General features: G+C 72.6%; 21 protein-coding genes and 1 riboswitch. Of the genes, 9 read left to right on the forward strand and 12 right to left on the reverse strand.

The features are described from left to right. Positions 1 to 67 precede the first annotated feature (67 nt). Positions 68 to 246, forward strand: a riboswitch (cyclic di-AMP (ydaO/yuaA leader). A 7-nt stretch (positions 247 to 253) separates the two neighbouring features. Continuing rightward, positions 254 to 1,462: an NlpC/P60 family protein gene (locus ACFV2X_RS37235; RefSeq protein WP_385625446.1), complete on the forward strand. Its 1,209-nt coding sequence runs from the start codon at positions 254 to 256 to the stop codon at positions 1,460 to 1,462. A gap of 53 nt (positions 1,463 to 1,515) precedes the next feature. Here the strand turns inward: ACFV2X_RS37235 and ACFV2X_RS37240 are convergent, their stop codons facing one another. Next, the gene (locus ACFV2X_RS37240) at positions 1,516 to 2,163 is read right to left on the reverse strand and encodes a L,D-transpeptidase (RefSeq protein WP_089512581.1); all 648 of its coding nucleotides are present in this window, start codon (positions 2,161 to 2,163) and stop codon (positions 1,516 to 1,518) included. 164 nt (positions 2,164 to 2,327) lie between these two features. Further along, the gene (locus tag ACFV2X_RS37245) at positions 2,328 to 2,681 is read right to left on the reverse strand and encodes a hypothetical protein (RefSeq protein WP_014177364.1); all 354 of its coding nucleotides are present in this window, start codon (positions 2,679 to 2,681) and stop codon (positions 2,328 to 2,330) included. Between the two features lie 301 nt (positions 2,682 to 2,982). Between ACFV2X_RS37245 and ACFV2X_RS37250 the strand changes: the two genes are divergently transcribed. The 3 genes from ACFV2X_RS37250 (at position 2,983) to ACFV2X_RS37260 (ending at position 6,352) form a co-directional block, all read left to right on the forward strand. Continuing rightward, positions 2,983 to 4,023, forward strand: coding sequence for an NlpC/P60 family protein (locus ACFV2X_RS37250; RefSeq protein WP_385625448.1), 1,041 nt, complete (start codon positions 2,983 to 2,985; stop codon positions 4,021 to 4,023). A 198-nt stretch (positions 4,024 to 4,221) separates the two neighbouring features. Continuing rightward, positions 4,222 to 5,157 (forward strand): hypothetical protein, encoded by a 936-nt coding sequence (locus tag ACFV2X_RS37255; RefSeq protein WP_385625450.1) that lies wholly within the window; start codon positions 4,222 to 4,224, stop codon positions 5,155 to 5,157. Between the two features lie 106 nt (positions 5,158 to 5,263). After that, complete coding sequence (locus ACFV2X_RS37260; RefSeq protein ID WP_385625452.1) at positions 5,264 to 6,352, forward strand: homoserine dehydrogenase; 1,089 nt, start codon at positions 5,264 to 5,266, stop codon at positions 6,350 to 6,352. 34 nt (positions 6,353 to 6,386) lie between these two features. Here ACFV2X_RS37260 and ACFV2X_RS37265 read toward each other — a convergent pair whose 3' ends face one another. Together ACFV2X_RS37265 and ACFV2X_RS37270 are read right to left on the reverse strand one after the other, a co-directional pair. After that, positions 6,387 to 7,427, reverse strand: a complete 1,041-nt coding sequence (locus tag ACFV2X_RS37265) for an alpha-hydroxy acid oxidase (RefSeq protein WP_385625454.1) — start codon at positions 7,425 to 7,427, stop codon at positions 6,387 to 6,389. A gap of 85 nt (positions 7,428 to 7,512) precedes the next feature. Then, entirely contained in the window at positions 7,513 to 9,108 is a 1,596-nt protein-coding gene (locus tag ACFV2X_RS37270; RefSeq protein WP_385625456.1) for a serine/threonine-protein kinase, read from the reverse strand. A gap of 131 nt (positions 9,109 to 9,239) precedes the next feature. On the opposite strand from ACFV2X_RS37270, the gene ACFV2X_RS37275 reads away from it, so the two are divergent. Further along, a complete protein-coding gene (locus ACFV2X_RS37275) occupies positions 9,240 to 9,923 on the forward strand; it encodes a lipoprotein (protein WP_385625458.1) in 684 nt (227 codons plus the stop codon). Positions 9,924 to 9,936: 13 nt separating this feature from the next. Here the strand turns inward: ACFV2X_RS37275 and ACFV2X_RS37280 are convergent, their stop codons facing one another. Beyond that, a complete protein-coding gene (locus ACFV2X_RS37280; RefSeq protein ID WP_385625460.1) occupies positions 9,937 to 10,641 on the reverse strand; it encodes a TetR/AcrR family transcriptional regulator in 705 nt (234 codons plus the stop codon). Between the two features lie 121 nt (positions 10,642 to 10,762). Here ACFV2X_RS37280 and ACFV2X_RS37285 point away from each other — a divergent pair, with 121 nt between their 5' ends. Beyond that, on the forward strand, positions 10,763 to 11,464 hold the full coding sequence (locus ACFV2X_RS37285; protein ID WP_385625462.1) for an NAD(P)-dependent oxidoreductase: 702 nt from the start codon (positions 10,763 to 10,765) through the stop codon (positions 11,462 to 11,464). A gap of 8 nt (positions 11,465 to 11,472) precedes the next feature. On the opposite strand, the gene ACFV2X_RS37290 is transcribed toward ACFV2X_RS37285, so the two are convergent. From ACFV2X_RS37290 to ACFV2X_RS37300, 3 genes are all read right to left on the reverse strand, one after another. Then, positions 11,473 to 12,213 carry a LuxR C-terminal-related transcriptional regulator gene (locus ACFV2X_RS37290; RefSeq protein WP_385625464.1) on the reverse strand — a complete coding sequence of 247 codons (741 nt, stop codon included), beginning with the start codon at positions 12,211 to 12,213 and terminating at the stop codon, positions 11,473 to 11,475. After that, the gene (locus ACFV2X_RS37295) at positions 12,210 to 13,478 is read right to left on the reverse strand and encodes a PspC domain-containing protein (protein WP_385625466.1); all 1,269 of its coding nucleotides are present in this window, start codon (positions 13,476 to 13,478) and stop codon (positions 12,210 to 12,212) included. Before ACFV2X_RS37295 ends, ACFV2X_RS37290 begins: the two co-directional genes overlap by 4 nt. 63 nt (positions 13,479 to 13,541) lie before the next feature. Then, a complete protein-coding gene (locus ACFV2X_RS37300; RefSeq protein ID WP_385625507.1) occupies positions 13,542 to 15,272 on the reverse strand; it encodes a protein kinase in 1,731 nt (576 codons plus the stop codon). Positions 15,273 to 15,493: 221 nt separating this feature from the next. Between ACFV2X_RS37300 and ACFV2X_RS37305 the strand changes: the two genes are divergently transcribed. Then, positions 15,494 to 16,828 (forward strand): PspC domain-containing protein, encoded by a 1,335-nt coding sequence (locus tag ACFV2X_RS37305; protein WP_385625468.1) that lies wholly within the window; start codon positions 15,494 to 15,496, stop codon positions 16,826 to 16,828. Then, on the forward strand, positions 16,825 to 17,160 hold the full coding sequence (locus ACFV2X_RS37310) for a hypothetical protein (RefSeq protein WP_385625470.1): 336 nt from the start codon (positions 16,825 to 16,827) through the stop codon (positions 17,158 to 17,160). The genes ACFV2X_RS37305 and ACFV2X_RS37310 overlap by 4 nt, the downstream gene beginning before the upstream one ends. Here the strand turns inward: ACFV2X_RS37310 and ACFV2X_RS37315 are convergent. The 4 genes from ACFV2X_RS37315 to guaA form a co-directional block, all read right to left on the reverse strand. Further along, positions 17,153 to 17,674 carry a DoxX family protein gene (locus ACFV2X_RS37315; RefSeq protein ID WP_385625509.1) on the reverse strand — a complete coding sequence of 174 codons (522 nt, stop codon included), beginning with the start codon at positions 17,672 to 17,674 and terminating at the stop codon, positions 17,153 to 17,155. The genes ACFV2X_RS37310 and ACFV2X_RS37315 overlap by 8 nt on opposite strands. A 111-nt stretch (positions 17,675 to 17,785) precedes the next feature. Continuing rightward, the gene (locus ACFV2X_RS37320) at positions 17,786 to 19,060 is read right to left on the reverse strand and encodes a hypothetical protein (RefSeq protein WP_385625472.1); all 1,275 of its coding nucleotides are present in this window, start codon (positions 19,058 to 19,060) and stop codon (positions 17,786 to 17,788) included. Positions 19,061 to 19,153: 93 nt separating this feature from the next. Continuing rightward, positions 19,154 to 19,942 (reverse strand): class II aldolase/adducin family protein, encoded by a 789-nt coding sequence (locus ACFV2X_RS37325; protein WP_385625474.1) that lies wholly within the window; start codon positions 19,940 to 19,942, stop codon positions 19,154 to 19,156. Positions 19,943 to 20,100: 158 nt separating this feature from the next. Beyond that, positions 20,101 to 21,687, reverse strand: coding sequence for a glutamine-hydrolyzing GMP synthase (guaA, locus tag ACFV2X_RS37330; protein WP_385625476.1), 1,587 nt, complete (start codon positions 21,685 to 21,687; stop codon positions 20,101 to 20,103). A 966-nt stretch (positions 21,688 to 22,653) separates the two neighbouring features. Between guaA and ACFV2X_RS37335 the strand changes: the two genes are divergently transcribed. Next, complete coding sequence (locus ACFV2X_RS37335) at positions 22,654 to 23,694, forward strand: LAETG motif-containing sortase-dependent surface protein (RefSeq protein WP_385625478.1); 1,041 nt, start codon at positions 22,654 to 22,656, stop codon at positions 23,692 to 23,694. The last annotated feature ends 9 nt before the right edge of the window (positions 23,695 to 23,703 follow it).

Raw genomic sequence — 23,703 nt, forward strand, 5'->3', positions numbered from 1 at the left:
GAGCCCCACAAGACCACTACCGTCCTCCATCAGGCGGTCCGGAACCCGTCGGCGACCACGTCGGCACGGGCTGTCTCCGCCGAGTCCGGCCCCGCCGCGAGGCAGCCGGAGCCGGGGACCCCCACGTACCACTGGGGTGAATCGGTCCAGCGCGGCGACGCCAGCCGTCCGCCGCCCGGACCGTAGGGCAACCTTCCGACGCCCGAACCCGACAGCTAACCCGGTAGGCGGTCCACGGAAGGAGTCGCCTCCCTTGGCGTCGCACCGCAAGCCGCGGACCCGAATACTGGACTCGGCCACCGGCCGCCGCACCGCCGTCGGGGTCACCACGGCCGCCCTCGCCTCCGTCACCCTCCTCTCCCAGACGGCGAGCGCCGAGCCCGGTAAGCCCAAGCCAACGGTCGAAGAGGTCAAGAAGAAGGTCGACACGCTCTACCACCAGGCCGAATCCGCGACCCAGGCATACAACGCCGCCAAGGAGCGCACGGGCGAGCAGCGCGCCAAGGTCGACCGGCTGCTGGACAGCGTCGCCAAGCGCACCGAGAAGCTGAACGAGGCACGGCGCAAGCTTGGCAGCTATGCGGCGGCGCAGTACCGCAGCGGCGGCATGGCCAACAGCACCGCGACCCTGCTGTTCGCCAAGGACCCGCGGGACATCTTCGACCAGTCCCATCTGATGGACCGGCTGTCCGGCGAGCAGAAGCAGGCCGTCGACGACTTCCTGTCGCAGCAGGCCAAGGCCGCCAAGGAGCGTACGAAGGCCGGCGAGAGCCTGGCGTCGCTGACCCGGTCGCAGCAGCAGCTGAAGACCAGGAAGAAGACCGTCCAGGGCAAGCTCACCCAGGCCCGTGAGCTGCTGTCGAAGCTGACCGTCGAGGAGAAGGCGCGGCTGGCGGCGATCGAGAAGAAGAAGGAAGAGGAGGCCCGGCGCAAGGCGGCGGAGCTGGCCCAGCAGCAGCGGGAGGCGGCGGCCAAGCGGGCGCAGGAGGAGGCGGCGAAGCGGCGGCAGGAGCAGGCGAGCTCCTCCGACTCGTCGAGCTCCTCCGGTTCCTCGGGATCGTCCGGGACCTCGGGATCTTCCAGCTCCTCGGGGTCCTCCAGCTCGACCTCCACCAAGGCCGACAAGGCCATCGCCTTCGCCCAGGCGCAGATCGGCAAGCCGTACGTCTGGGGCGCGACCGGCCCCAACTCCTACGACTGCTCGGGGCTCACCCAGGCCGCCTGGAAGGCCGCCGGGGTCTCACTGCCGCGCACCACCTGGGACCAGGTGAAGGTCGGCACGCGCGTGTCGACCGCCAACCTCCAGCCGGGCGACCTCGTCTTCTTCTATGACGACATCAGCCATGTCGGCATCTATATAGGCGACGGAATGATGATCCACGCCCCGAAGCCGGGCGATGTGGTCAAGAAGGCACCGATCACCGAGATGCCGATCTACGGCAGCGTCCGCCCGGCCGCCTAGCGGCTTTCCCGCCTCCCCGGGCCCCGAAAGACCCGGGGAGGCAGTTGCGCGGCTCAGGTGCCGGGCTTGCGGCCGTAGACGTATACGTCGTCGCCGTTGCGCAGCAGGCTCCAGTACTTCTTGGCGTCGCCCTTGCGCATGTTGACGCAGCCGTGGGAGCCCGGCGGCGACCACACGCTGCCCGCGATGGAGTGGAAGGCCTGGCCGCCGTCGAAGAACTGGCTGTACGGCATCGCGACGTCGTAGAGCGTCGACCAGTGGTCGATGTCCCGCCAGTAGACCTTCTTCAGCCCGCCCCGGGTCTCATACCGGTCGCGGCCGGTGCGCACCGGCACCGGGCCGAACTTCAGCCGTGAGCCGTCCTGGATCCAGCTCAGCTGGCGGGTGAGGTCCACACAGGCGATACGGCCCTTGTTGGTGGGGCACTTTCTCGCCTTGTTCGGGTTGTGCCCGGCCGCCTTCTGCGAGTTGATCAGCTTCATCACGCCCCAGGTGACCGGCCCCGCATAGCCGATCGTGGGGCTGATCCCGTGGTTGATCTGGAACTTCTGGATCGCCAGACAGTCCGTACGCGACTGCCGCCCGTCCACCGGGCGACCCAGGAACTTCTCCACCTGCTTCTGGTACGGCCCGACGCTCGTCGTGCACGACGAGGCGGCCTGCGCCGGGGTGCCGAGCGCGACCGCCAGCGGCACCACCATCCCCGCCACCCCCAGGGCCACGCCCGTCCGGCGGCCCCAACCCCCAAGTACCCCCACTGCCCGCTCCCTTCGGCTGCCTTGCCCGATAAGACAGCTGCTCTGCCCGGTTGGACAGACGACGGGGCCAGGGGGTTGTACGGAAAATTACGCCCAGAGGGCGAAAATTACGTCCACAGGACGGCGATGAAGATGTTGGCCGTGGTGAGCAGCCCGACCGCGCCGAGGGCCGACGACTCGACCTTCTCGTCGTCGCGCTTCACATAGACCAGCCCCAGGACCACGATCAGCAGCGCCAGCTTCACACCGATCTTGATGTTGTTGACGCTGTTGTCGTCGGCCTGGTTGAGCCCCACCAGCGCGGCACCGGTCACCAGCATGGTCAGCGCGCCGTGCAGCATCCCCGGGGTCATCCGCCCCTCGCCCGCGCGCATCGGCTTCAGCTGCGCCAGGAAGCCGCCGAGCAGCGCGGCGATGCCGACGATGTGCAGCCCGACGAAAACATTGATGAGGACGTCCATGGTTGGCGAGCGTAGCCCTGCCCATAGCAGCCCCCGGCAACCGGGTGGGTCACGATCGCCGCTTCGGTCACGGCCGCCCCGGGAGTCATCGGCAGCCGGGCGCCGGGCAGTCGGATACGGGCATCAGGGCGCCGAATCCGTCCACTCCCGTTCATCGCACCGCCCGTCCGCGCCCGCCCGCCTAGCTTCCTCCCCCAGGTGGCAGTCCGCTTCCCGTTAGCCGAGGGTCCCCGCCTCATGGGCGGGCTGCCACCTGCCCGACCGATAGGACCGCGAAGAAAAGGGAAGGTGACCCGCCGCCGTGGCGTCGCACAGGAAGCCCAAGCAGCGCTCGCTCACGGGCGGGACCGCCTGGACCGCCGCCGTCGCCCTCGCGGGCGCCGCCGTCACCGCCATCAGCGGCACCGGCCACGCCGAGACCCGCCCCACCCCCGCCCAGGTGCGGGCGAAGGTGGACCAGTACCAGCGGGAGGCCGAGGAGGCCAACGAGAAGTACAACGGCGCGAAGGAGCAGGCGGACCAGGCCCGCCAGGCGCTCGACCGGCTGCGCGACGAGGCGGCCCGCCGTACGGCGCGGCTGAACGCCTCGCGCAACGCGCTGGGCGCCATCGCCACCGCCCAGTACCGCTCCGGCACCGTCGCGCCCACCCTCCAGCTCGCGCTGTCCTCCTCCCCCGAGCAGTTTCTGCGGCGGGCCTCGCTCGCCGACCGCGCCAGCAGCCGCCAGGCCGCCACCGTCGCGGGCCTCTCCCGCCAGACCCGGAAGTTACGCCGGCTGCGCGGTGAGGCGCAGGACAAGCTCGACCAGCTGCACGGCGCTCAGGCGGCGATCGCGCGCCACAGGGGCGTCGCCCGCGAGAAGCTCGCCGCCGCCAAGGCCCTCCTCGACCGGCTGACCAGCGAACAGCGCCGCCGCTACGAGGCCCAGGAAGCCCGGGAGGCCCGCGAGGTCCTCAAGGCCCAAGGCGCCGGTGCCGCGCCGTACGCCACGTCGGGCCGCGCGGCCCGCGCCGTCTCGTACGCGTACGGGGCGCTCGGCAAACCGTACGTCTGGGGCGCGACCGGCCCGCAGGGCTACGACTGCTCGGGGCTGACCCAGGCCGCCTGGCGGGCCGCCGGGGTGGCGCTGCCACGCACCACCTACACCCAGATCAACGCGGGCCGACGGGTCTCGCGCACCGAGCTCACCCCCGGTGACCTGGTCTTCTTCTACTCCGGCGTCAGCCATGTCGGCCTCTACATCGGCGGCGGCCGCATGATCCACGCCCCGCGCCCCGGCGCGCCCGTCCGCGTGGCGCCGATCGACCAGATGCCGTTCGCGGGCGCGACCCGCCCCGCGTAGCGGCGGCCGGCCTCTCCGGTCCCGCCCGTGTGTCACGGAACCATCCACTCCGTCACCGCCGCGTGGGCCTTGTCCGCATCACGTCGAGGGTCTGTCGCCGATACGTCATCGGCTGGGCCGGTCCGGCCACCGCTACGTGCTGAGGGGTGATCGCACCCGGGTGGTTCGGGAGCGAATGACCTACAGGAGAAGATCCTCATGTTCGGTAAGCGTTCCGCCGCATTCGCCGCCCTCGCCACGACCGGTGTGCTGCTGCTGACGGCCTGCGGGGGCGGCGACGACTCGGCGCAGGACTCCCAGGCGTCCCAGGCGTCCCAGACCTCGAAGGCGCCCCAGGCGTCGCAGAAGACGTCGGAGGCGGAGCGGTCCTCGGCGGCCTCGGGCGCCATGGACCTCTCGTTCCGCAGCGGCACCGCCAAGCAGGGAGGCGCGGCCCCGAAGACCGGCGACTGGGCGGGCTCGGGCACCCCCAAGGCCCGTAAGTGGGTCCAGCTCTCCGCGGGCCGGGCCGGGGCGCTGAACCCGGTCGTGGTCAACGGCGCCGGCTTCACCCTCTACCGCTTCGACAAGGACACCGCCATGCCGTCCAAGTCCAACTGCGAGGGCGCCTGCGCCACCACCTGGCCGCCGGTCCTCATCGCCCCCGGCGGCAAGATCTTCGTGGACGGGGTCAAGCCGTCCGCGATCGGTGTGATCAAGCGCGCCGACGGCACCCGCCAGGTCACCATCAACGGCTGGCCGGTCTACCGCTTCAGCAAGGACGTCAAGCCCGGAGACACCAACGGCCAGGGCGTCGGCGGCACCTGGTTCGGCGTGACCCCCGACGGCCAGAAGGCCGGTCGACCCGAAAACAACCCCGCGGGCTCTGCCCCGAGCGGCGGGACCGCCAAGGCCACCAGCGTCGTCCTGTTCGACGACGCCGGATTCGCCGACAACGGGGCGCAGGGCCTGGCCGGTCCGGGCTGCCAGAACGTGGCGCGCGACGACATCGCCTCCTCCCTGTCGGCCGACGGCTCGCTGAAGATCTGGTCCGGGCCCGACTGCACCGGCAGGTCCAAGGTCGTGACCGGCGATGTCGCCGACCTGGCGGCCATCGGCTTCGACAACGACATCTCGTCCGTCCGCTTCGGCTGACCGACGGGCCCGGCCGACGGACCGGTGGACGGGCGGGCGTACCGTGCGGGAGGCCCGCCCAACCCCAACGGCCGTATCCAGCCAGGTGAGAAGGAGAGCTGAATCCGTGTCGGAGCACAGCGCCACCCCGGCCTCCGTCGTGCTGTCGGGCTACGGCCCGGTCGGCCGGGCCTACGTCGGACACCTCGCCGCGCACGGCGAAGCCCTCGCGGACCGCCACGGAGCGCGGCTGCGCCTCGCGGCCGTACGGACCAGCTCGGCCGAGTACCTGCCACCGCCGGCCAACGGCGCCGGCACCGAGGACACCAGGGACGCCGAGGACACCCGGGACGCCGAGGGCACCTTGGGCACCTGGGCGCCCCCGCCGCCCCGGTCCGCATGGGGCCCGCTGCCGTCGCCGGCCGAGACGCTGGACCGTACGGGGGCCGGGGTGCTGGTCCAGTGCCTGCCCTCGTCTCCCGAGGTGCGCGACCAGGCGGCCGCCGAGGCGCTGCTCGCCCTGCGCCGCGGCGTCCACGTGGTCACCGCCACCAAGAGCCATCTGCTCAGCCACTGGCGGGAGCTGGGCCGGGCCGCGGCGGAAGGCGGCAGCCTGATCAGGATCTCGGGCGCCACCGGCGCCGCCCTGCCCGCGGGCGACCTGGCCAGGGCCGGTGTACGCGGCCTCGGCTGCCGTACGATCCGCGCCTGCCCGAACGGCACCGCCACCTTCGTGCTCGACCGCCTCGCGGCCGGCGACTCCCTGGCCGGCGCGGTCGCCGAGGCGCGGCGGCGCGGGATCGCCGAGGCCGACCCCAGCGCCGATCTGTCCGGCTCCGACGCCGCCACGAAGGCGCGGCTGCTGGCGGCCCTGTTGTGGGGCTGGGACGCCTCGGCGGTCCGTACCGAGACCGAGCCGGTGGACGACGGCACGGCGCGGGCCGCGCGGGAGGCCGCCGCCTCGGGCCACCGGCTGCGCGCGGTCGCGAGCGCGAGCGCCGATGAGCCGCTGCTGGTCCGGGTCCGCCTGGAGCGGACCGCGCCCGGCGACCCGCTGCACGCGCTCACCGGGCCGGAGAAGGCCGTGGTCTACGGCTGTCCGGACGCGGGCGACATCACGGTGAGCGGCGGCCGCTCGAGCCCGCTCGGCGCGGCGCTCGCCATGGTCAAGGACACGCTGGACGTGGCGGTGCCGCGGCGCCTGGGCTTCGGGTGAGACGGGCGGGCAGGGCGGGCCGGGCGGGCCGGGCTCAGGCGACGAGGTCCGGGGTGAGCGCGGCGGGGGTCTCGACGCCCAGCAGGGTCATGGTGTGGGCGAGTTCGGCGGTGAGCCGGTCCACGGCCTCCTGGACCCCCGCGGCCCCCTCCGTCGCCAGCCCCCACAGCGCCGGGCGGCCGACGAGCACTGCGCGGGCGCCCAGCGCGAGGGCCGCCGCTATGTGCTCGCCGCGGCGCACCCCGCTGTCGGCGTAGACCTCGACGCCGGTGCCCGCCAGCGCCTCGGCCACGCGGGGCAGCGCGGACGCCGAGGTCACACTGCGGTCGAGCTGGCGTCCGCCGTGGGTGGAGACCACCACGCCCGCGCCGCCGTGGTCCACGACGACCTTGGCGTCGTCCGCCCGCAGCACGCCCTTGACCAGGACCGGGAGCCCGCTGATCTCATGCAGCCAGCCGATCAGGTCCGGCGTCAGGTCCGGCTCCATCTGGGCCGCCTCGCGCGGGAACTCCTGACGGCCCGCCAGGTTGACCAGGCGCACGAGCGGATCGAGGTCGGCGGCCCGGTGGTTGTCCCCGCGGCGGCCGAGCACCGGTACGTCGACGGTGAACAGCAGGGCGCGGGCGCCGTGGTCTGTGGCGCGCCGGACGAGTTCGGCGGTCAGGCCGCGGTCGCGCATGACGTACACCTGGTACCACCAGGGCGCGCCCGAGGCGGCGATGTTCTCGAAGCGGCTGGCGGTCCAGGTCGTCACGCCCAGCAGGGACCCGGCCCCGGCCGCGCCCTTGGCCATCTCCTGCTCCCCGTCCGGGTGGGCGTACTCCTGGCCCGCCATGGGGGCGACGAGCACCGGGGTGGCGACCTCGGTGCCCAGCACGGTCGTACGGGTGGCGACCCCGGATACGCGGCGCAGCATATGCGGCAGCAGCCGCAGCGCGTCCCAGTCGCGCAGCCCCTCGTCCCGGGTGACGTCACGCCCGGCGCCGGAGGCGTAGTACGCGTAGGCGTGCGGCGGCAGCCGCCGCTCCGCTTCGGCCTCCCAGGTCTCCCACCACTCGGGTTCCGCAGTGCCCATCAGTTGCCCCTCCTCCCGGCCCGCGATCACAAGTCGCGGGCGGCCCAAGCACGTTATGCACAGGCTCCCGGGGACCGGAAACGTTTCACCCCGTCGCGGCCCTGCGGTAGTAGTCGACCGCGACGGTGACGGTGTAGTCGCCGGAGTCGGTGTCCAGGACCTGGACGACCGCGACATCGCCCGAGATACGGTCGCGCATGCAGAACCACCGCCCGGCGGGCGCCTGGGCGAAGCGCACCTTCTCGCGCAGCGGCCGGTGGGCGACCAACTCCGCGCAGCGCTCGGGGGTGACCGGCCGCTCCCCCGCGATCTGGGCCTCGGTGGCGTCCTGGAGCTCGAAGGCGCCGTGGCCGTCGCCGCCGCTGTTGGTGCTCAGCATCCATCGGCCGTCGCCCTTGACGACCTTGCCGGTGGGCAGGTCGATGTAGTGGTCGTAGTCCGGGAGCGTCAGGGTCCGCCCCTTGTACCCGGCCGTGTACCGGGCGCCGCCGCCGTCCTTGCCGCCGTCCTTGCCGCCGCCCGTGGTCAGAACGACGGCGAGGACGACCGCGACGGCCGCCACGCCGAGGAGGGCCCCGGCCACGGCGCCGCGCCGGGACCGCCAGGCACCGCGGCCCCCGGCGGTACGGCCCTCAGCGGTACGGCCCTCAGCAACAGGTCGCCCGGGGCCACTTCCCCCGGAGCCACTGGAATCCCCTCTCAAGGCGCGTTCCAGGGCGGCATGGGCATCGGCGATACGGGGCCCGAGGCGGGCGTCCGGCCAGCCCGGCGGCTGCCCTTCGCGGGTGGCGCAGGCGTCGATGACCTCGTCCACGGTCGGACGGTCCGCGGGCCACTTGCGCAGACAGCGGCCGATCAGCACGCTCAGCTCCGGATCACCGCAGTCCAGGTAGCCCGGGTCCGGCTCGGCATTGATGACGCGGTACAGCACCTCGCTCGGCGGCCCGTCGCCGAACGGCGGCCGGCCGGTGACCGCGTACGCGAGCAGACAGCCCAGGGCGAAGATGTCGGAGGCGGGGGCGATCGGGCGCCCGTCGGCCTGTTCGGGCGACATGAACCCGAGCGTGCCGAGCCGGACGCCGGTGCTGGTCAGCCGGGTGGCGTCGGCCGCGGCCGCGATCCCGAAGTCGATGACCTTCGGCCCGTCGGCGTCCAGCAGGACATTGCTCGGCTTGAGGTCGCGGTGCACCACCCCGGCCGCGTGGATGGCGCCCAGCGCCTCGGCGACGCCGGCGCCAAGGCGCCGCGCCATGGGCGGCGTCAGCGGGCCGCCGTCGTCGACGGTCTCGCCCAGCGAGGGCCCGGCGATGTACGAGGTGGCCAGCCAGGGCGGTTCGGCGTCCGGGTCGGCGGCCACGACGGCCGGGGTGTACGGACCCTGGACCCGGCGGGCGGCGGCGACCTCCGCGGCGAAGCGGCGGCGGAAGACGGGCTCCTCGGCCAGATCGGCGCGTACGACCTTCACGGCGGTCGGCCGCCCGGCCCGCGACACCCCCAGATACACCCGCCCCATGCCCCCGGCGCCGAGCCGCCCGACCAGCCGGAACGAGCCGATGTGCGCGGGGTCCCCGGCCGCCGGCGGGGCGACTGCGTCCGGTGCGCGGGCCGGGCCCGGCAGCGGCCCCTCAGCTAACGGACCGCCTAACGGACCGTCCGGAACCGGCATCTCCGATCCGCTCATGATCCCCACAGCCTCTCGTCGCCGTCGCCGCAGTTCGTCGGTGGCACATCTCCCCCAGTCAACCGGGATCCGTTCCGGATATGCTGCGGCGAATTTTCGATTTTTCTGTGGAGAAGGCGGGGAACAGCGCGATGCGCATACCTGGTCGGGCAGCCGTGGGCGCCGCTGTGGCAATCGGCGTGATCGGCATGTTCGGGGCACTGACGGGCTGCTCCTCGGACTCCGGCGACGACAGCAAGGGCGGCAGGGGCGGCAAGGGGGAGAAGAGCGGCAAGGGCGGCGTCAAGGTGGCGGCGGCGAGCGGCGAACTCGGCGGCCGGGACACGGCGTGTGCGCTGCCGGTGCGGTTCAGCCTCGCCAAGTCGTGGAAGCCGGAGGCGGTGAAGGAGCTGGAGGGGGCCGACCCCGAGCTGGGCTCCACCCTCCTCTCACAAGGCCCGGTGACCCTCGTCTGCGAGATCGACGCGAAGCCCGCCGGGCACATCGGCTTTCTGCGCGTATGGACCGGCGACAAGGGCAAGGCCGCGGCCGGCACCGAGCCCCGGCAGCTGCTGAAGGCGTTCATGGCCGACGAGAAGGGCGTACGCGACGCCCGGTACAGCGATGTGAAGGCCGGCGACCTGCCCGCCGCGGAGATCAGCTACATCCTCGACAACCCCGATCTGGACGAGTCCAAGCGGGAGCGGGCGCTCGCGGTGGTGACCCCGAAGGGCGGCGTCGTACTGCACCTCGGCGGGCTCGACAGCGATGAGCACGACGCCATGCTGCCCGCGTACGAGCTGGCCAAGCAGACCATGGCGGGCGCCGGCGGCTGACCGCGCCGCACCGCTACGCGGGCAGGCCCAGTCCGCGGACCAGCTGGGCCAGCTCCGCGCGGTAGATCTTGTCGGGGCGCGGGGTCTGGACGCGCATATGGCCGTAGATCTCCAGCGAGACCAGACCGTGCAGATGGCCCCAGATGCGCAGCGCGATGGCCACGGCGGCGGGCGGCAGGCCGGGGAACTCCTCGCGCACCTCGGCCGCGAGCTTGGGGTCGAAGTCCGACCACTCGAACTCGGCTTCCGGGTAGAGCTCCTTGGCGTGCGGCCAGGCCCCCGCGGCCAGGCCGGTGAGCCCGGCGCAGACGCGGTGTTCGGCCTCGGGCGCGGCGCTGGTCTCGGGCGCCTGGTAGCCGGGTACGGGGTCGCCGTAGATCAGCCGGAAGCCCTCGGAGTTGGTGAGCGCCCAGTCACGGAAGGCGTTCGCCCAGGCCGTGATGCGGCCGGCCGGGTCGTCGGCGGGGCAGGCGTCCCGGGCGGCGTCCACGGCGTCGGCGAGCGAGGTGTACACATCGCTGATCAGCGTGGTGACCAGGTCGTCCCGGGTGGCGAAGTAGCCGTAGATGGCGTTGGCCGTCATGCCCATCTCGCGGGCGATGGCGCGCAGGGTGATCGCGTCCGGCCCGCCCGAGGACATCAGCCCGAGCGCGACCTTCTTGATCTCGGCCGTCGTCTCGGCCCGCAGCCTCTCCCGGCGTCCCGTCGTCGTGCCCACGGGAGCACTCTACAGCGTCACAATCCCTGGTTGCCGTATTAAAACTTCACGCCGTATAGTCGCCGCACGCCGTATAGGCACACCGTATAGGCACACCTTCCGCCATTGGAGATCTGCTTTCATGCGCATAGGAATCATTGGCGCCACCGGCAACATCGGACAGCGCGTCGTCACCGAAGCCCTCGGCCGGGGCCATGACGTCATCGCGTTCACCCGCGACGCCTCCCGTATCGAGGAGGACCGCGAGAATGTGGTGTGGAAGAGCGTCGACGTCCTCGACCCCGACAGCGTGGCGGCCGTCCTGCCCGGTCTGGACGTCCTGATCAGCGGCTTCCAGCCGGGCAACGCCGCCCAGGACATGGCGGACACCGTGCGGCGCTCGATCGCCGATCCGACCGTCTACGCCACGGCCGCCAAGGTGCTGCTGAAGGCCCTGGAGAGCCATCCCCGGACCCGGCTGATCGTGATCGGCGGCGCGGGAAGCCTGGAGATCAGGCCGGGGGTCACGCGCGCCGACTCCGACGAGGAGCTGTACGCGGCGCTGGACTCGCTCGGCCTGCCGAGGGAGTACGCCGCCGCGGTCCGCGGCCACCGGGACGCGCTGAACGTGCTGCGCGCCTCGAACCGGCTGTGGACCTACTTCAGCCCGGCCGAGGACATCGCCCCCGGCGAGCGCACCGGCCGCTTCCGGCTCGGCGGCGACCAGCCGGTCCTGGACGCCGAGGGGCGCAGCCGGATCTCCATCGAGGACGCCGCCGTCGCGCTGGTCGACGAGGCCGAGCTGCCCCGGTTCGTCCAGCGGCGGTTCACCATCGGCTACTAGCCCGCAGGTCAGACCAGACGGCGGGCCGTCGCCCAGCGGGTCAGCTCGTGGCGGTTGGAGAGCTGGAGCTTGCGCAACACCGCCGAGACATGGCTCTCCACCGTCTTCACCGAGATGAACAGCTGCTTGGCGATCTCCTTGTACGCGTACCCGCGGGCGATCAGCCGCAGCACCTCGCGTTCGCGCTGGGTGAGGCGGTCGAGGTCCTCGTCCACCGGCGGGGCGTCCGTGGAGGCGAACGCGTCGAGGACGAAGCCGGCGAGGCGGGGCGAGAAGACGGCGTCGCCCTCGGAGACCCGGAAGATCGCGTCGACCAGGTCGGTGCCGGTGATGGTCTTGGTGACATAGCCGCGGGCGCCGCCGCGGATGACCCCGATGACGTCCTCGGCGGCGTCCGAGACCGACAGCGCCAGGAAGCGCACCGGCCGGTCGGCGGCGGCCATCAGGGCCGCGCTGCGGCGCAGCACCTCGACGCCTCCGCCGCCCGGGAGGTGGACGTCGAGGAGGACGACCTCCGGCCGGGTGGCGCCGATCACCGTGACGGCCTGGTCGACGTCCGCCGCCTCCCCGACCACCTCGACGCCCGTACGGGCCGTCTCCCCGATCTCGGCCTGGACGCCGGTCCGGAACATCCGGTGGTCGTCGACGAGGACGACCCGCACCCGGCGCTGTGCCGGCTCCTCCGCCGCCCCGCTCGCCGCCTGCCCGGTCCCGTCCGCCGGCCGGCTCGCCCCGCTCGCGTCGGTCATGTCGTCGTCGCCGCCCTCTCCATCTCCAACTCCACTACCGTGCCTCCGTCCGGCGCGGACCTCAGCCGCGCCGTGCCGCCGTTGCGCCGCATTCTGCCGATGATGGACTCGCGTACGCCCATCCGGTCCTCCGGCACCGCGTCCAGGTCGAAGCCCGGCCCCCGGTCCCGTACGGAGATGAACACCGTGGCCCCCTCGACCTCGGCGAAGACCTGGACGGCCCCGCCGTCGCCACCGTACTTGGCGGCGTTGACCATCGCCTCGCGCGCTGCCTGCAGCTGCGCGGCCAGCTTCTCGTCCAGCGGGCAGTCGCCGACGACGACCACCTCGATCGGCACGCCGTGGTGGTCCTCGACCTCCGCGGCGGCCGCCTTGACCGCCTCCGCGAGCGTGTCCGGCTCCTCGGCCTCGTCCTTGCCCCTGCCCTCCGGCCGGTACAGCCAGGCGCGCAGCTCGCGCTCCTGGGCCCGGGCCAGCCGGGCGACCTCCCGGGGGTCCTCCGCGTTCCGCTGGATCAGGGTCAGGGTGTGCAGCACGGAGTCATGGACATGGGCGGCGACCTCGGCCCGCTCCTGGGCGCGGATGCGCATCAGGCGCTCCTCGGAGAGGTCCTGGGCCATCCGCACCAGGTACGGGCCCGCCAGCAGCGCGATGCCCACCAGCACCGCGAGCGCGGCCTGCAGCACCGCTCCCAGGTGCTTGGCCGAGCCCTGGAGTACGACGATGCCGGTCACCCCGGCGCCGACCAGCACCACCCCGGCGGCGCCCCGCGCGATCGGCAGCACCTGCTTGCGGCGGCTGAGCTCGACCCACTGGGCGCGCCGGGAGTTGTCGGCCTGGCGCCAGACCAGGGCCACGCCCGCGCCGATGAGCAGCAGCGGCCAGATGTAGGTGTTGGCGCGGCCCAGCTGGAAGTTCTCGACGAACACGCCCAGGCCGACCAGGAGCGCGAGCAGCGCGAAGACCTGCCCCTTGTCCGGTTTGCGGGACAGGATGCGGCGCGCGCCCTCGGCGCCCCGGTCGGCCGCGGGGCGGGGGGTCTCGACGCCGCCGAAGCCCAGCGGCACCACGAACCAGAACAGCGCGTACACCAGCGCGCCGAAGCCCTCGGCCATCAGCAGCGCGATGAACACGAACCGCACCCAGGACACCGGCAGCCCCAGATGGCCGGCCAGCCCGCGCGCCACGCCGCCGACCATCCGCCCCTCGGCGCTGCGGTACAGCTTGCGCGGGGGCGGCTCGGCGGCGGGGGGCGCGGCGGTCATGCACCGATCGTCACACGAACGGCTCCGCCCGGGTATCAGGGTCGCCCCTGATCGTTCCCCGACCTACGAGGAACCGTCCTCGAGCTTGAAGCCGTCCCGGGCGTTCCGGAAGACCTCCAGATAGTCGGCCCACTCGTCCGCGGGTGCGCTCAGGTAGAGCGCGTACGCCTTGCCGCCCTCCTCGCCGAAGCCGAGGTCGATGGCGCGGTACATGCGCTCCCGCCCCTGGAACTTGAACTCCCAGATCGCCCCGGGCAGGCCCCGGTACTTCGTCTTGTCCAAGCGCATCCGCTGGTAGACCGGATACTGCTGCTTGATCGAGGGCTCGAGGTCCTCGAAGTGCTGCACATGGTCGGAGCCTGCCTGGTCGATGACGTTGACCATCAGCCTGGCCTTCTGGCTGGGGTCCAGGAACCTGACCTCCTGGGTGCTGTCCACCGTGCCCTGCGAGCTGGAGTCGGGCTGGCGTTTCCAGTCGTCCGGTACGGGGAGGGAGACGCCGAAGTCCGCCAGTTCCTCCCGGTGGTAGCCGTCGGGCAGCTCCGGGATCTTGTACGTCGCCGACGCCGAGGCCGTGGGCGAGGAGGTCCCGGAACCCGCCCCGTCGTCCTTGCTCCCGCCGAATTCGACGCCCGACAGATACAACCCGGCCGCGACCCCTGCCACGGCCACGGCGGCCGCCGACGCGGTCCACAGCGCCGTACGCCCGCGGCGCCGGCCACCGCCTGGGGCGGGGGGCACGGGTGGCACGGGGGCGGGCGGGAAGCCGGCCCCGTGGACGTGTGCGGGCGGCGGTGTGGGCATCTGCGTGGACGGCGGCGTGGGGTGCTGCGTGGACGGCGGTGTGGGCTGCTGCGTGGGGGCGTGCGTGGCGGGGTGCCCGTACACGGGCGTGGACGGGTTCGCCGGGTGCCCGTACACCGGCGTGGACGTCTCCGCCGGATGCCCGTACCCGGGCGTGGATGTCTCCGCGGGACCGAAGCCGACCGTGGGCATCAGGGTGGTGGCCGCCGGGTCGGGCCTTGGCATCGATGTCGTCTCGGGCAGCCCGGCCGGGCCGCGCAGCGCGCGCTCGGTCTGCTCCGCCGACGGCCGGTCCTCGGGCTCCTTGGCCAGCAGCCCTTCGATCAGCCCGGTCAGCGGCCCCGACCGTACCGGCGGCTCGAGCGGGTCGACGGCGATCGCGTACCCGGTCTCGATCGGCGTGGCCTTGCGGAACGGCGGCCGTCCCTCGATGGCCTGATAGAGCGTCGCGCCCAGCGCCCACAGGTCCGAGGAGGGCCCCGGGGTCTTGCCCCTGATCCGCTCGGGCGCGATGTAGTCGATGGAGCCGACGACTTCGCCGGTCTTGGTGAGCGTGGAGGTGCCGGTGGCCATGGCGATGCCGAAGTCGGTGAGCACGACCCGGCCGTCGTCGCCGAGGAGGACGTTGCCGGGCTTGACGTCGCGGTGCAGCACCCCGGCCGCGTGCGCGGCCCGCAGCGCGGCGATCATGCCGCGACCGATCCTGGCCGCCTCGTCGGGGGTGACGGTCCGGCCGGTCTTGAGCAGATCGCCCAACGTGGTCGAGGGCACGTACTCCATGACGATGCACGGCATCCCCGAGTCCTCCACCACGTCATGGACGACCACGACATTGGGGTGCGCGATACGGGCGGCACTGCGCGCCTCGCGGCGGGTGCGCTCGAAGAGGGTGGCGACCTCCTCCTCGGCGAGGTGCGGCGACATGTGCAGTTGCTTCAGCGCGACCTGGCGGTCCAGCAGTTCGTCCTGGGCACGCCAAACCGTGCCCATGCCTCCGCGGCCGATCTGCTCGACCAGCCGGTACCTCCCCGCGATCAGCCGCCCTTCTTCTGACACGATGTGCCCCTCCCGCTCCCCCTGCTGGCCATGTCCCCCCGCATATGTTCGATGCGGCAGCCACGATAGCCGCCGCGGCCTCGGGGAAGATCTCAGGGAAGGCCCAGGGTTGTCACGGATACAGCCGTGCCCGGCGGCTTGTCACCATGGTGAGCATGACCGATGCCCCCACCGTCACGAATCCGGCCCCCGGCGCGCCCGGGTCCGGCGATCCGCGGCCGCCGACGAGGGCGCCGCTGCGCCGCAGCCGCGATCAGAAGATGATCTCGGGCGTATGCGGGGGGCTCGGCCGGTTCTGCGATGTGGACCCGGTCATCTTCCGGGTGGTGCTGTCGGTGCTCGCCGTCACGGGCGGCCTCGGTCTGATCGTGTACGGCTTCTGCTGGCTGCTGGTCCCGCTCCAGGGCGAGGAGGAGAACGAGGGCCGCAAGCTGCTCTCGGGCCGGGTGGAGGGCCCGGCGCTCACCGCGGTGCTGTGCGCGCTGGTGGGCTGCGGTCTGTTCCTGTCCATGCTCAACAACGGCAGCGTGATCTTCTTCTCCATCATGCTGACCATCGCCGCGGCGGGCGCCGGCACCTGGTCCCGCCACCGCCACCAGGCGGAGAGCGGGGGCGTGGTGGACCCGGCGACGGCCCAGGCGGTGGCCGACGCGCCGCCCGAGACCAAGGCCCCGCCGCCGGCCTGGGGGAACCCGTCCTGGTGGCGGGACCCGATCGTCAAGGACGGTACGACGGGCCCGGTCGGCGCGGACACGGGCTATCTGTGGGGCCCCGACGACGGCTCGGACGGCGCCTCGTACGCCACCGGGGCCGCCTGGCGGGGGGCGGCGTTCCGCAGGCCCCGCAGGGCGCCCGGAGCGCCCGAGAGGACGTCGATCGGCGGCTGGACGTTTCTGCTCGCCCTGGCGGCGGCCGTGGCGGGCGCGGGCGCGACGTGGGGCTCCCGGCCGCTCGGCACCAGCCTGGAGATCGGGTTCGCGTGCGCGCTGGGCGTCTTCGGGCTCGGCATCGCGGTCAGCTCCCGGTACGGCCGCACCGGCGCGGGCACCATCGTGCTGGCGGTGGTGACCACCGCGCTGCTGGCGGCCGCCGCCTGGCTCCCCAAGTCCGTCACCACCGACTGGTCGCGCCGCACCTGGGCGCCCACCTCCGCGGCCGCCGTACACGGCTCGTACGCGCTGGGCGGGGGCGTCGGCGAACTCAAACTGGACCGCATGTCCCTGAAGAAGGGCCAGACCGTCACCACGCACGCCGAGGTCGGCGCCGGGAAGCTGGCCGTCACCGTGCCCAAGGACACGCGGCTCGAGCTGACCATCCATGTGGGGTTCGGCGACATCCGGTTGCCGGGCGAGAGGGGCGACGACATCGACATCCAGCCGAACAGGGACCGGACCGTGACCGTGCCGCCCGCCGATGGGCATGGAGCGAAGGGCACGCTCCGTCTTGACCTGGAAATCGGCCTGGGCAATGTGGAGGTGAGCTGGTCATGAAGCGCCACCGCTTCCAGCCCGGCAGGCTGACCGCCGGACTCGTCGTCCTCGGGACGGCCCTCGCGTACGGTCTGGACGCCGCCGGGGAGTGGGATCTGCCGCCCTTCGCGCCCCTGCCCGTCCTCCTGGGCGGGCTGTGCCTGGCGGGGCTCGTCTCTGCGCTCGCCTTCAGCGCCCGGCGGCGCCGCACCCGCCTCTCCGAGCACACCGCACCGCCGCTGCGCGATCTGCCCATGGACGAGCTGCGCCGCCGCTACGAGGCGCCGCCCGCGGGCCGCGGCAGCGGCGGCGACGACAGGGGCGTACAGGAGGACCGGGAGGCGGCTAGCTGAACAGCTGCGCGCCCTGGCGCCTGCGCCGCTTGGAGATGGCCACGTCCAGCGACAGATACGGGGTGCCCGCGAGGACCAGCGGCAGCCACGCCATCAGATACGCCAAATCGTTTCCGTAGTAGTACGGGTCCGACTGCCAGCTGACCGTCAGCCACAGACTCAGCGAGATCAGCGCGCCGCCGAACGCCGCCAGCCGCCCCAGCAGCCCCACGATCGTGCCGAGCCCGACCGCCAACTCCCCGAAGGCCATGGCGTACCCGAAGCTGGTGGGGTCCTTGAGCGCCAGGTCGATCAGCCACGGCACCGCGGAGCTGTCGCGCACGCCCCGCATCAGCTCACCCATCGAGCCGGTGCCGCTGTCGGCCAGGAAAGCCGAGTCCGTCAGCTTGTCGATCCCCGCGTAGATGAACGTCACTCCGAGGAAGATCCGCAGCGGCAGCAGGGCGTACCGCGCGGCGGAGTCCCGCCAGCCGCCGGTGCCGCCGCTGCCGCCTATCCCGCTCACGCCGCCCATGCCGCCCACACTGCCCGAGCCGGCTCCGACCGTTCTGTCAGCATGCCTCATGACGCCCGCCTCTCCCGTTGCCTCGTCAACAAAACCTTACGGAGGAAACGGGCAGGCGACTCAGTCCAGAACGTCGATCGGATAGCGGTTTGTCTCCGCCCCCGCCGCGGTGACGACCTGCACCTCCACCCGCCCCGGCTCCACATCCACCGGCACCGGCACGGTCAGCACGGTGTCGGTCGGGTTGCTGAAGCCCCCGGCGACCGGCACCAGCGGCACCTGGACGTGCACCGCCCCGATCCGCACGACCATACGGGCGAGCCGGTCCGGCTCCTGTGCCCCCGGGGGTACGAAGCCGCTGCCGCGGATCTCGATGTCGTCCCCGGTGCGGATCGGCGCGTCCCGGTCGAAACCGCCCTCCTCGGGCCGGACCCGGACCACCGAGAGCACCGTGGGCCGACCTCCCTCCGTGTACTTCCCGGCCAGGTACATCAGCACCGAGACGGCGGCCAGCAGCGCCAGGCCCCAGGGCAGCTCGGGCAGCCGCTGCGGCTCGCGCGCCAGCCGCACCGCGGCAAAAACCAGCACGACCGCCTGCACCACCACGTACTGCGCGTCCGCCAGGCTGCCGCGGCCCGCGTCGTCGGTCAGCAGATCCGCGGCGCGCGGCCGCAGCGCCCGGACCTTCTGCAGCCGCTGCGCCCGCACCCGCGCCGCCACCACGAGCCGGGCCGCGACCGCGGCCAGGCAGGCCAGGGCGGTGACGGTGAGCAGCCCGGCGGCGCCGCCCGGGGCCAGCCCGTCGGCCGTCCGCTCCCCCGCCTCCGGGGCGAAGGCCAGCTCGACCGCGAGCATCAGCACCGCGAAGACCGCGAACAGCAGCCACGCGGCGGCCACGGCGCGCGAGGTGGACAGGCGGTTGTCCTCGCCGACGAGCGGGGCGAGCGGGCCGCCGCTGCCGCGGTGCAGCCGGGCGGCGAGCGTCAGCAGCCCGGCGGCGAGCAGCGCGACGGTCAGCGAGGCCGTACGCGCCGCCGACCAGCCCGCGCCGACCGCCGTGGCCAACTGCCCGATCAGCAGCGCCCCGACCGCGCCCCACACCACGTACAGCGTGCGCCGCCGCACCGCCCCGCCCCATGCGAAGCTCTCGGCGCGGCCGGTGTCCCAGGTCGTCCGGGCCGCCTGCGTCAGCTCGTCCGACACCCACTGCCGGGATGCCTCGGCGGAGTGCGCGAGCGCCGCGGGCAGGCCCTCCCCGGCCGCGAACCGGTCGCGCAGGGCCAGGAACGCGGCCACCGCCCGCCGGTGCCCGTCCCGGGCGCATTCGCCGCACTCGCATCCGCTGTGCTTATGGCGCTCTGCCGTCGTGGCGTCTTCCGCCGCTTTCACCGCCACGAGGCGCTCCGCTCATCGTTCTCCCGGGTCAGTCGGCGCTCTGGTCCCAACTGACATGTCTTGACAGGGGATTGTGCCGTAAGTCGGGGGGTCTCAGCTCAGCAGGTCCGGCTCGCCGCGGGTGATCTGCTGGTACAGAGGTTGATAGTTGATCCAGGCGACGAGATCGGTGCCCAGCTGCTCACGGGTCTGCACCGCGTTCTTGTAGTCGATCAGGACCGGCTTGCCCGCGGCCTTCGCGGCCAGCTGCACCTGGCAGGAGCGCTCCATCGCGATGAACCACCAGGCGGCCGCGTCGACCGAGTCGCCGACCGTCAGAAGACCGTGATTGCGCAGGATGACGGCCTTACGGGGGCCGAGCGCGGCCGCGATGGCCCGCCCCTCCGCCTCGTCCACGACCACGCCCGTGTAGCGGTCGTAGAGCGCGTGGTCCTCGAAGAAGGCGCAGACGTCCTGGGTGATGGGTTCGAGCAGTTCGCCGAGCGCCGACAGGGCACGGCCGTGCACCGAGTGGCAGTGCGCGACGGCCACGACCTCCGGCCGCGCCTGATGCACGGACGAGTGAACGACAAACGCCGCCTGGTTGACGTGGTGGCGCCCCTGGACCACCCGGCCGGCCTGGTTGACGAGGATCAGATCGCTGACGGTGATGTGGCGGAGGGACATCCCGAAGGGGTTCACCCAGAAGCAGTCGGTGAACTCCGGGTCCCGCGCGGTGATATGGCCCGAGACCCCCTCCTCGAACCCGTACCGCCCGAAGAGGCGCAGGGCGGCGGCCAGCCGCTCCTTGCGGTGGCGCCGCTCGTCCGCCGGCGAGGCGTGCTGCGGCGGCAGGGTGAAGTGCAACTGGTCGGTGGGGATCGGCTCCGGCATCGGCGGCATCGGCGGCTCACTCCTTGGCGCACTGCGTGCTCTCAGGGCTCGGAGCGGAAGCTACCTGGGGGTATCACAGGACGCCAGAGCTGTGACAGGGCCGGACACGGCGACGCCGCCGCCCGGAGAGATCGGGCGACGGCGCCGGTGTGATGACGGGGGTGGGGTCACTCCCACTCGATGGTGCCCGGGGGCTTGCTGGTGATGTCCAGGACCACGCGGTTCACCTCGTCGACCTCGTTGGTGATCCGGGTCGAGATCCGCGACAGCACGTCGTACGGCAGCCGCGACCAGTCCGCGGTCATCGCGTCCTCGGAGGAGACGGGGCGCAGCACGATCGGGTGGCCGTAGGTGCGGCCGTCGCCCTGCACGCCCACCGAGCGCACATCCGCGAGCAGCACCACCGGGCACTGCCAGATGTCCCGGTCCAGGCCCGCGGCGGTCAGCTCCTCGCGCGCGATGGCGTCGGCCTCGCGCAGCAGGTCCAGGCGCTCCTTGGTGACCTCGCCGACGATACGGATGCCCAGGCCCGGGCCCGGGAAGGGCTGGCGCTGGACGATCTCGTCCGGGAGCCCGAGCTCCTGGCCGACCATCCGCACCTCGTCCTTGAACAGCCGGCGCAGCGGCTCGATCAGCTTGAACTCGAGGTCGTCCGGGAGGCCGCCCACGTTGTGGTGGGACTTGATGTTGGCGGTACCGGTGCCGCCGCCGGACTCCACCACGTCCGGGTAGAGGGTGCCCTGCACCAGGAACTCCACGGCCTCGCCCGCGGCGCCCGCCTCGGCGACCAGCTCGGCCTGGGCCTGCTCGAAGACCCGGATGAACTCCCGGCCGATGATCTTCCGCTTCTCCTCGGGGTCGGACACCCCGGCGAGCGCGGTCAGGAAGCGCTCCTCGGCATCGACGACCTTCAGCTGGACGCCGGTGGCCGCGACGAAGTCCTTCTCGACCTGCTCGGACTCGCCCTTGCGCATCAGGCCGTGGTCCACGTACACGCAGGTCAGCTGGTCGCCGATGGCCCGCTGGACGAGTGCGGCGGCGACGGCGGAGTCCACGCCGCCGGACAGGCCGCAGATCGCGCGCCTGGTGCCGACCTGCTCACGGATGGCGGCGACGGCCTCCTCCACCACATTGCTGGTGGTCCAGCTCGGCTCGATCCCGGCGCCCCGGTAGAGGAAGTGCTCCAGCACCTGCTGCCCGTGGGTGGAGTGCATCACCTCGGGGTGGTGCTGCACGCCGTACAGCTTCTTCTCGTCGTTCTCGAAGGCCGCGACCGGCACCACATCGGTGGAGGCGGTGACGGTGAAGCCCTCGGGGGCGGCCGAGCAGGCGTCGCCGTGCGACATCCACACGGTCTGCTCGGCCGGGGTGCCCTCGAAGAGCGTGGAGCCGGGCTTGGAGACGGTCAGCGGCGTACGGCCGTACTCGCGGGCCCCGGTGTTGTCGACGGTGCCGCCGAGCGTGGTGGCCATCAGCTGGAAGCCGTAGCACATGCCGAAGATCGGCACCCCGGCCTCGAACAGCGCGCGGTCGACGGTGGGCGCACCCTCCGCGTACACCGACGAGGGGCCGCCGGAGAGGATGATCGCCCTCGGCTTCTTGGCGAGCATTTCCGCCACCGGCATGGTGGACGGGACGATCTCGCTGTAGACCCGGGCCTCGCGGACGCGACGGGCGATGAGCTGGGCGTACTGCGCGCCGAAGTCGACGACCAGGACGGTGTCGGGGGCGGCAGCAGGGGACGCTGATGGCACTTCGGCGGCCTTCCGGCGGAGGTTGCGGTGTTTCTGGGGGTTGGACCATCGATTCTAACGGGCTCGCCATCACGGCTTTCCCGGCACATTTCCGCGCGCATTCCGCCCCTATTCCCGGCACTTTTCGCGCCCACGCCGTCACGGACCGTCACCCGTACGCCACGTGACCAGGCCGTGAGCCGCTTCGTTGAGCCCGTTGTCCGCGCCAGCCAGGAGCGGCCCGGAAGTATCCACGCGTGGCTCAGATCCGCCGAAGCGATGAGACGCGGCCCCCTGCGGTGATTCAGGCGGCGCGTCGTGGGACCTCGCTTCGGCGAGGTGACCGGTCAGCAGGGGACAGCAGCCCGGTCACCACCCCAAAGAACGGTCGGCCCCGGGGACGCCCGGGGCCGACCGTATCCGGTCGAAACGGTTGCGCCGGAAGCGCCACATCCACCACGATGCACGGAGGGAAGACGCCCCCGGACCTCCCTACCGTCATTGGTCCGACCACGCGGGCGTACGCCCCTCTTGTATCGCCGCTGCACCACCGCGCTCCACCCGAAAGCGCACCGCTCGCTCGCAGACGCACGACTCGCAGGCGTATGACTCGCAGGGGTACGACTCAAAAGCGCACCACACCGAAAGACCGGCGGCCTCCAAAGCCAGCGGCGCTCCCCCCGGCGCCGCCCTTCAGCACCGGCGCTGCCCTGACGCCGGTGCTGACCGCCTAGGGCCCCGGGGACGCCCGCCCCGCTCGGACGCCCCCGGGGCCCTTCGCACGCCGCCTTCTCACGCCGTCAGGGGCCCGTGACCTTGATCGGGTTTTTCTGTGACCATTCTGTGAGCAAACTCAAGGGCAACCTTTCGGCCACCCGGCCGGTCATGTACGTGCAAACGCACGGCCAGACCGCGTCCCCACCGCGACGGCCTTCCACCGCGTGCCGCTGACGACCAGCGGCGCGAACGGACCCAGAAGAGGTCTTCATGAAGCTTCGCCGCGCCCTGGCGACCGCCGCCGCGACGGCCGCCATAGTCCCCGCCGCGCTGCTGGCGGCGCCCGCTGCCTTTGCCGACGAGCCCACGGACGAGCCGACCGCCACGGTCACCCCGGCCCCCGACCCCACGGTGACCACCCCGTCCCCGACCGACCCGACGACCAACCCGCCCACCACCGAGCCGACGGACACCAAGCCGCCGACCACCCCGCCCACCACCGACGCCCCGACGGACACCAAGCCGCCGACCACGCCGCCCACCACCGACACCCCCACGACCGCCCCGCCGACCGACGACCCGACGGACGGGCCGACGCCGGGTGACGACTGCAACGACGACGGGTCGTACGAAGAGGACCCGGACCTCACCACCACCATCACCGGTCTGCCGTCGAAGGTCGTGGCGGGCAGCGGCTTCCACGGCTTCAAGTTCCAGGTCGAGAACGACTCGGACAAGTCCCTCAAGCGCGTGGACTTCGGCGTCTTCGCCGGCACCGCGGACTCCAAGCACCCCGACGGCACCGGCAAGTTCCTGACGCTGCAGTACAAGGACCCGGACACCGGCGCCTGGACGTCGATCTCCACCGACGAGAACGACCCGGGCGCGGGCTACATCGGCTACACCGACGTACGCGCCCACGAGACCATCACCCTCGACATGCGGCTGAGCGTGTCCGCCAAGGCCCTCGGTGACGGCTTCGGCTACGCGCTCACCTTCGGCGTCTACACGGACGACGAGGGCAACTGCGTCTTCTCGACCGGCGACTACTACGAGTTCGACGTGCTCCCGGCCGGTTCGAAGCCGGGCCACGTCCCGCCGGCCGAGCCCAAGCCGGAGCCGCAGGGCGGCAAGAAGCCCCTGCCCAAGCCGGCGGGCGACACGAAGATCAACCCCAAGGGCTCCCTCGCCGAGACCGGCTCCTCCTCCGCGCTGCCGACCATCGCCATGATCGGCGGCGTCGCGATGGCCGCGGGCGCGGGCGCGGTGTTCGTCGTGCGCCGTCGCCGCGCGGGCGGCGCCGCCGCGTAACGTCTTGAC

Origin of the sequence: Streptomyces sp. NPDC059679 (genome assembly GCF_042734105.1) — a bacterium.
Taxonomy (GTDB): domain Bacteria; phylum Actinomycetota; class Actinomycetes; order Streptomycetales; family Streptomycetaceae; genus Streptomyces.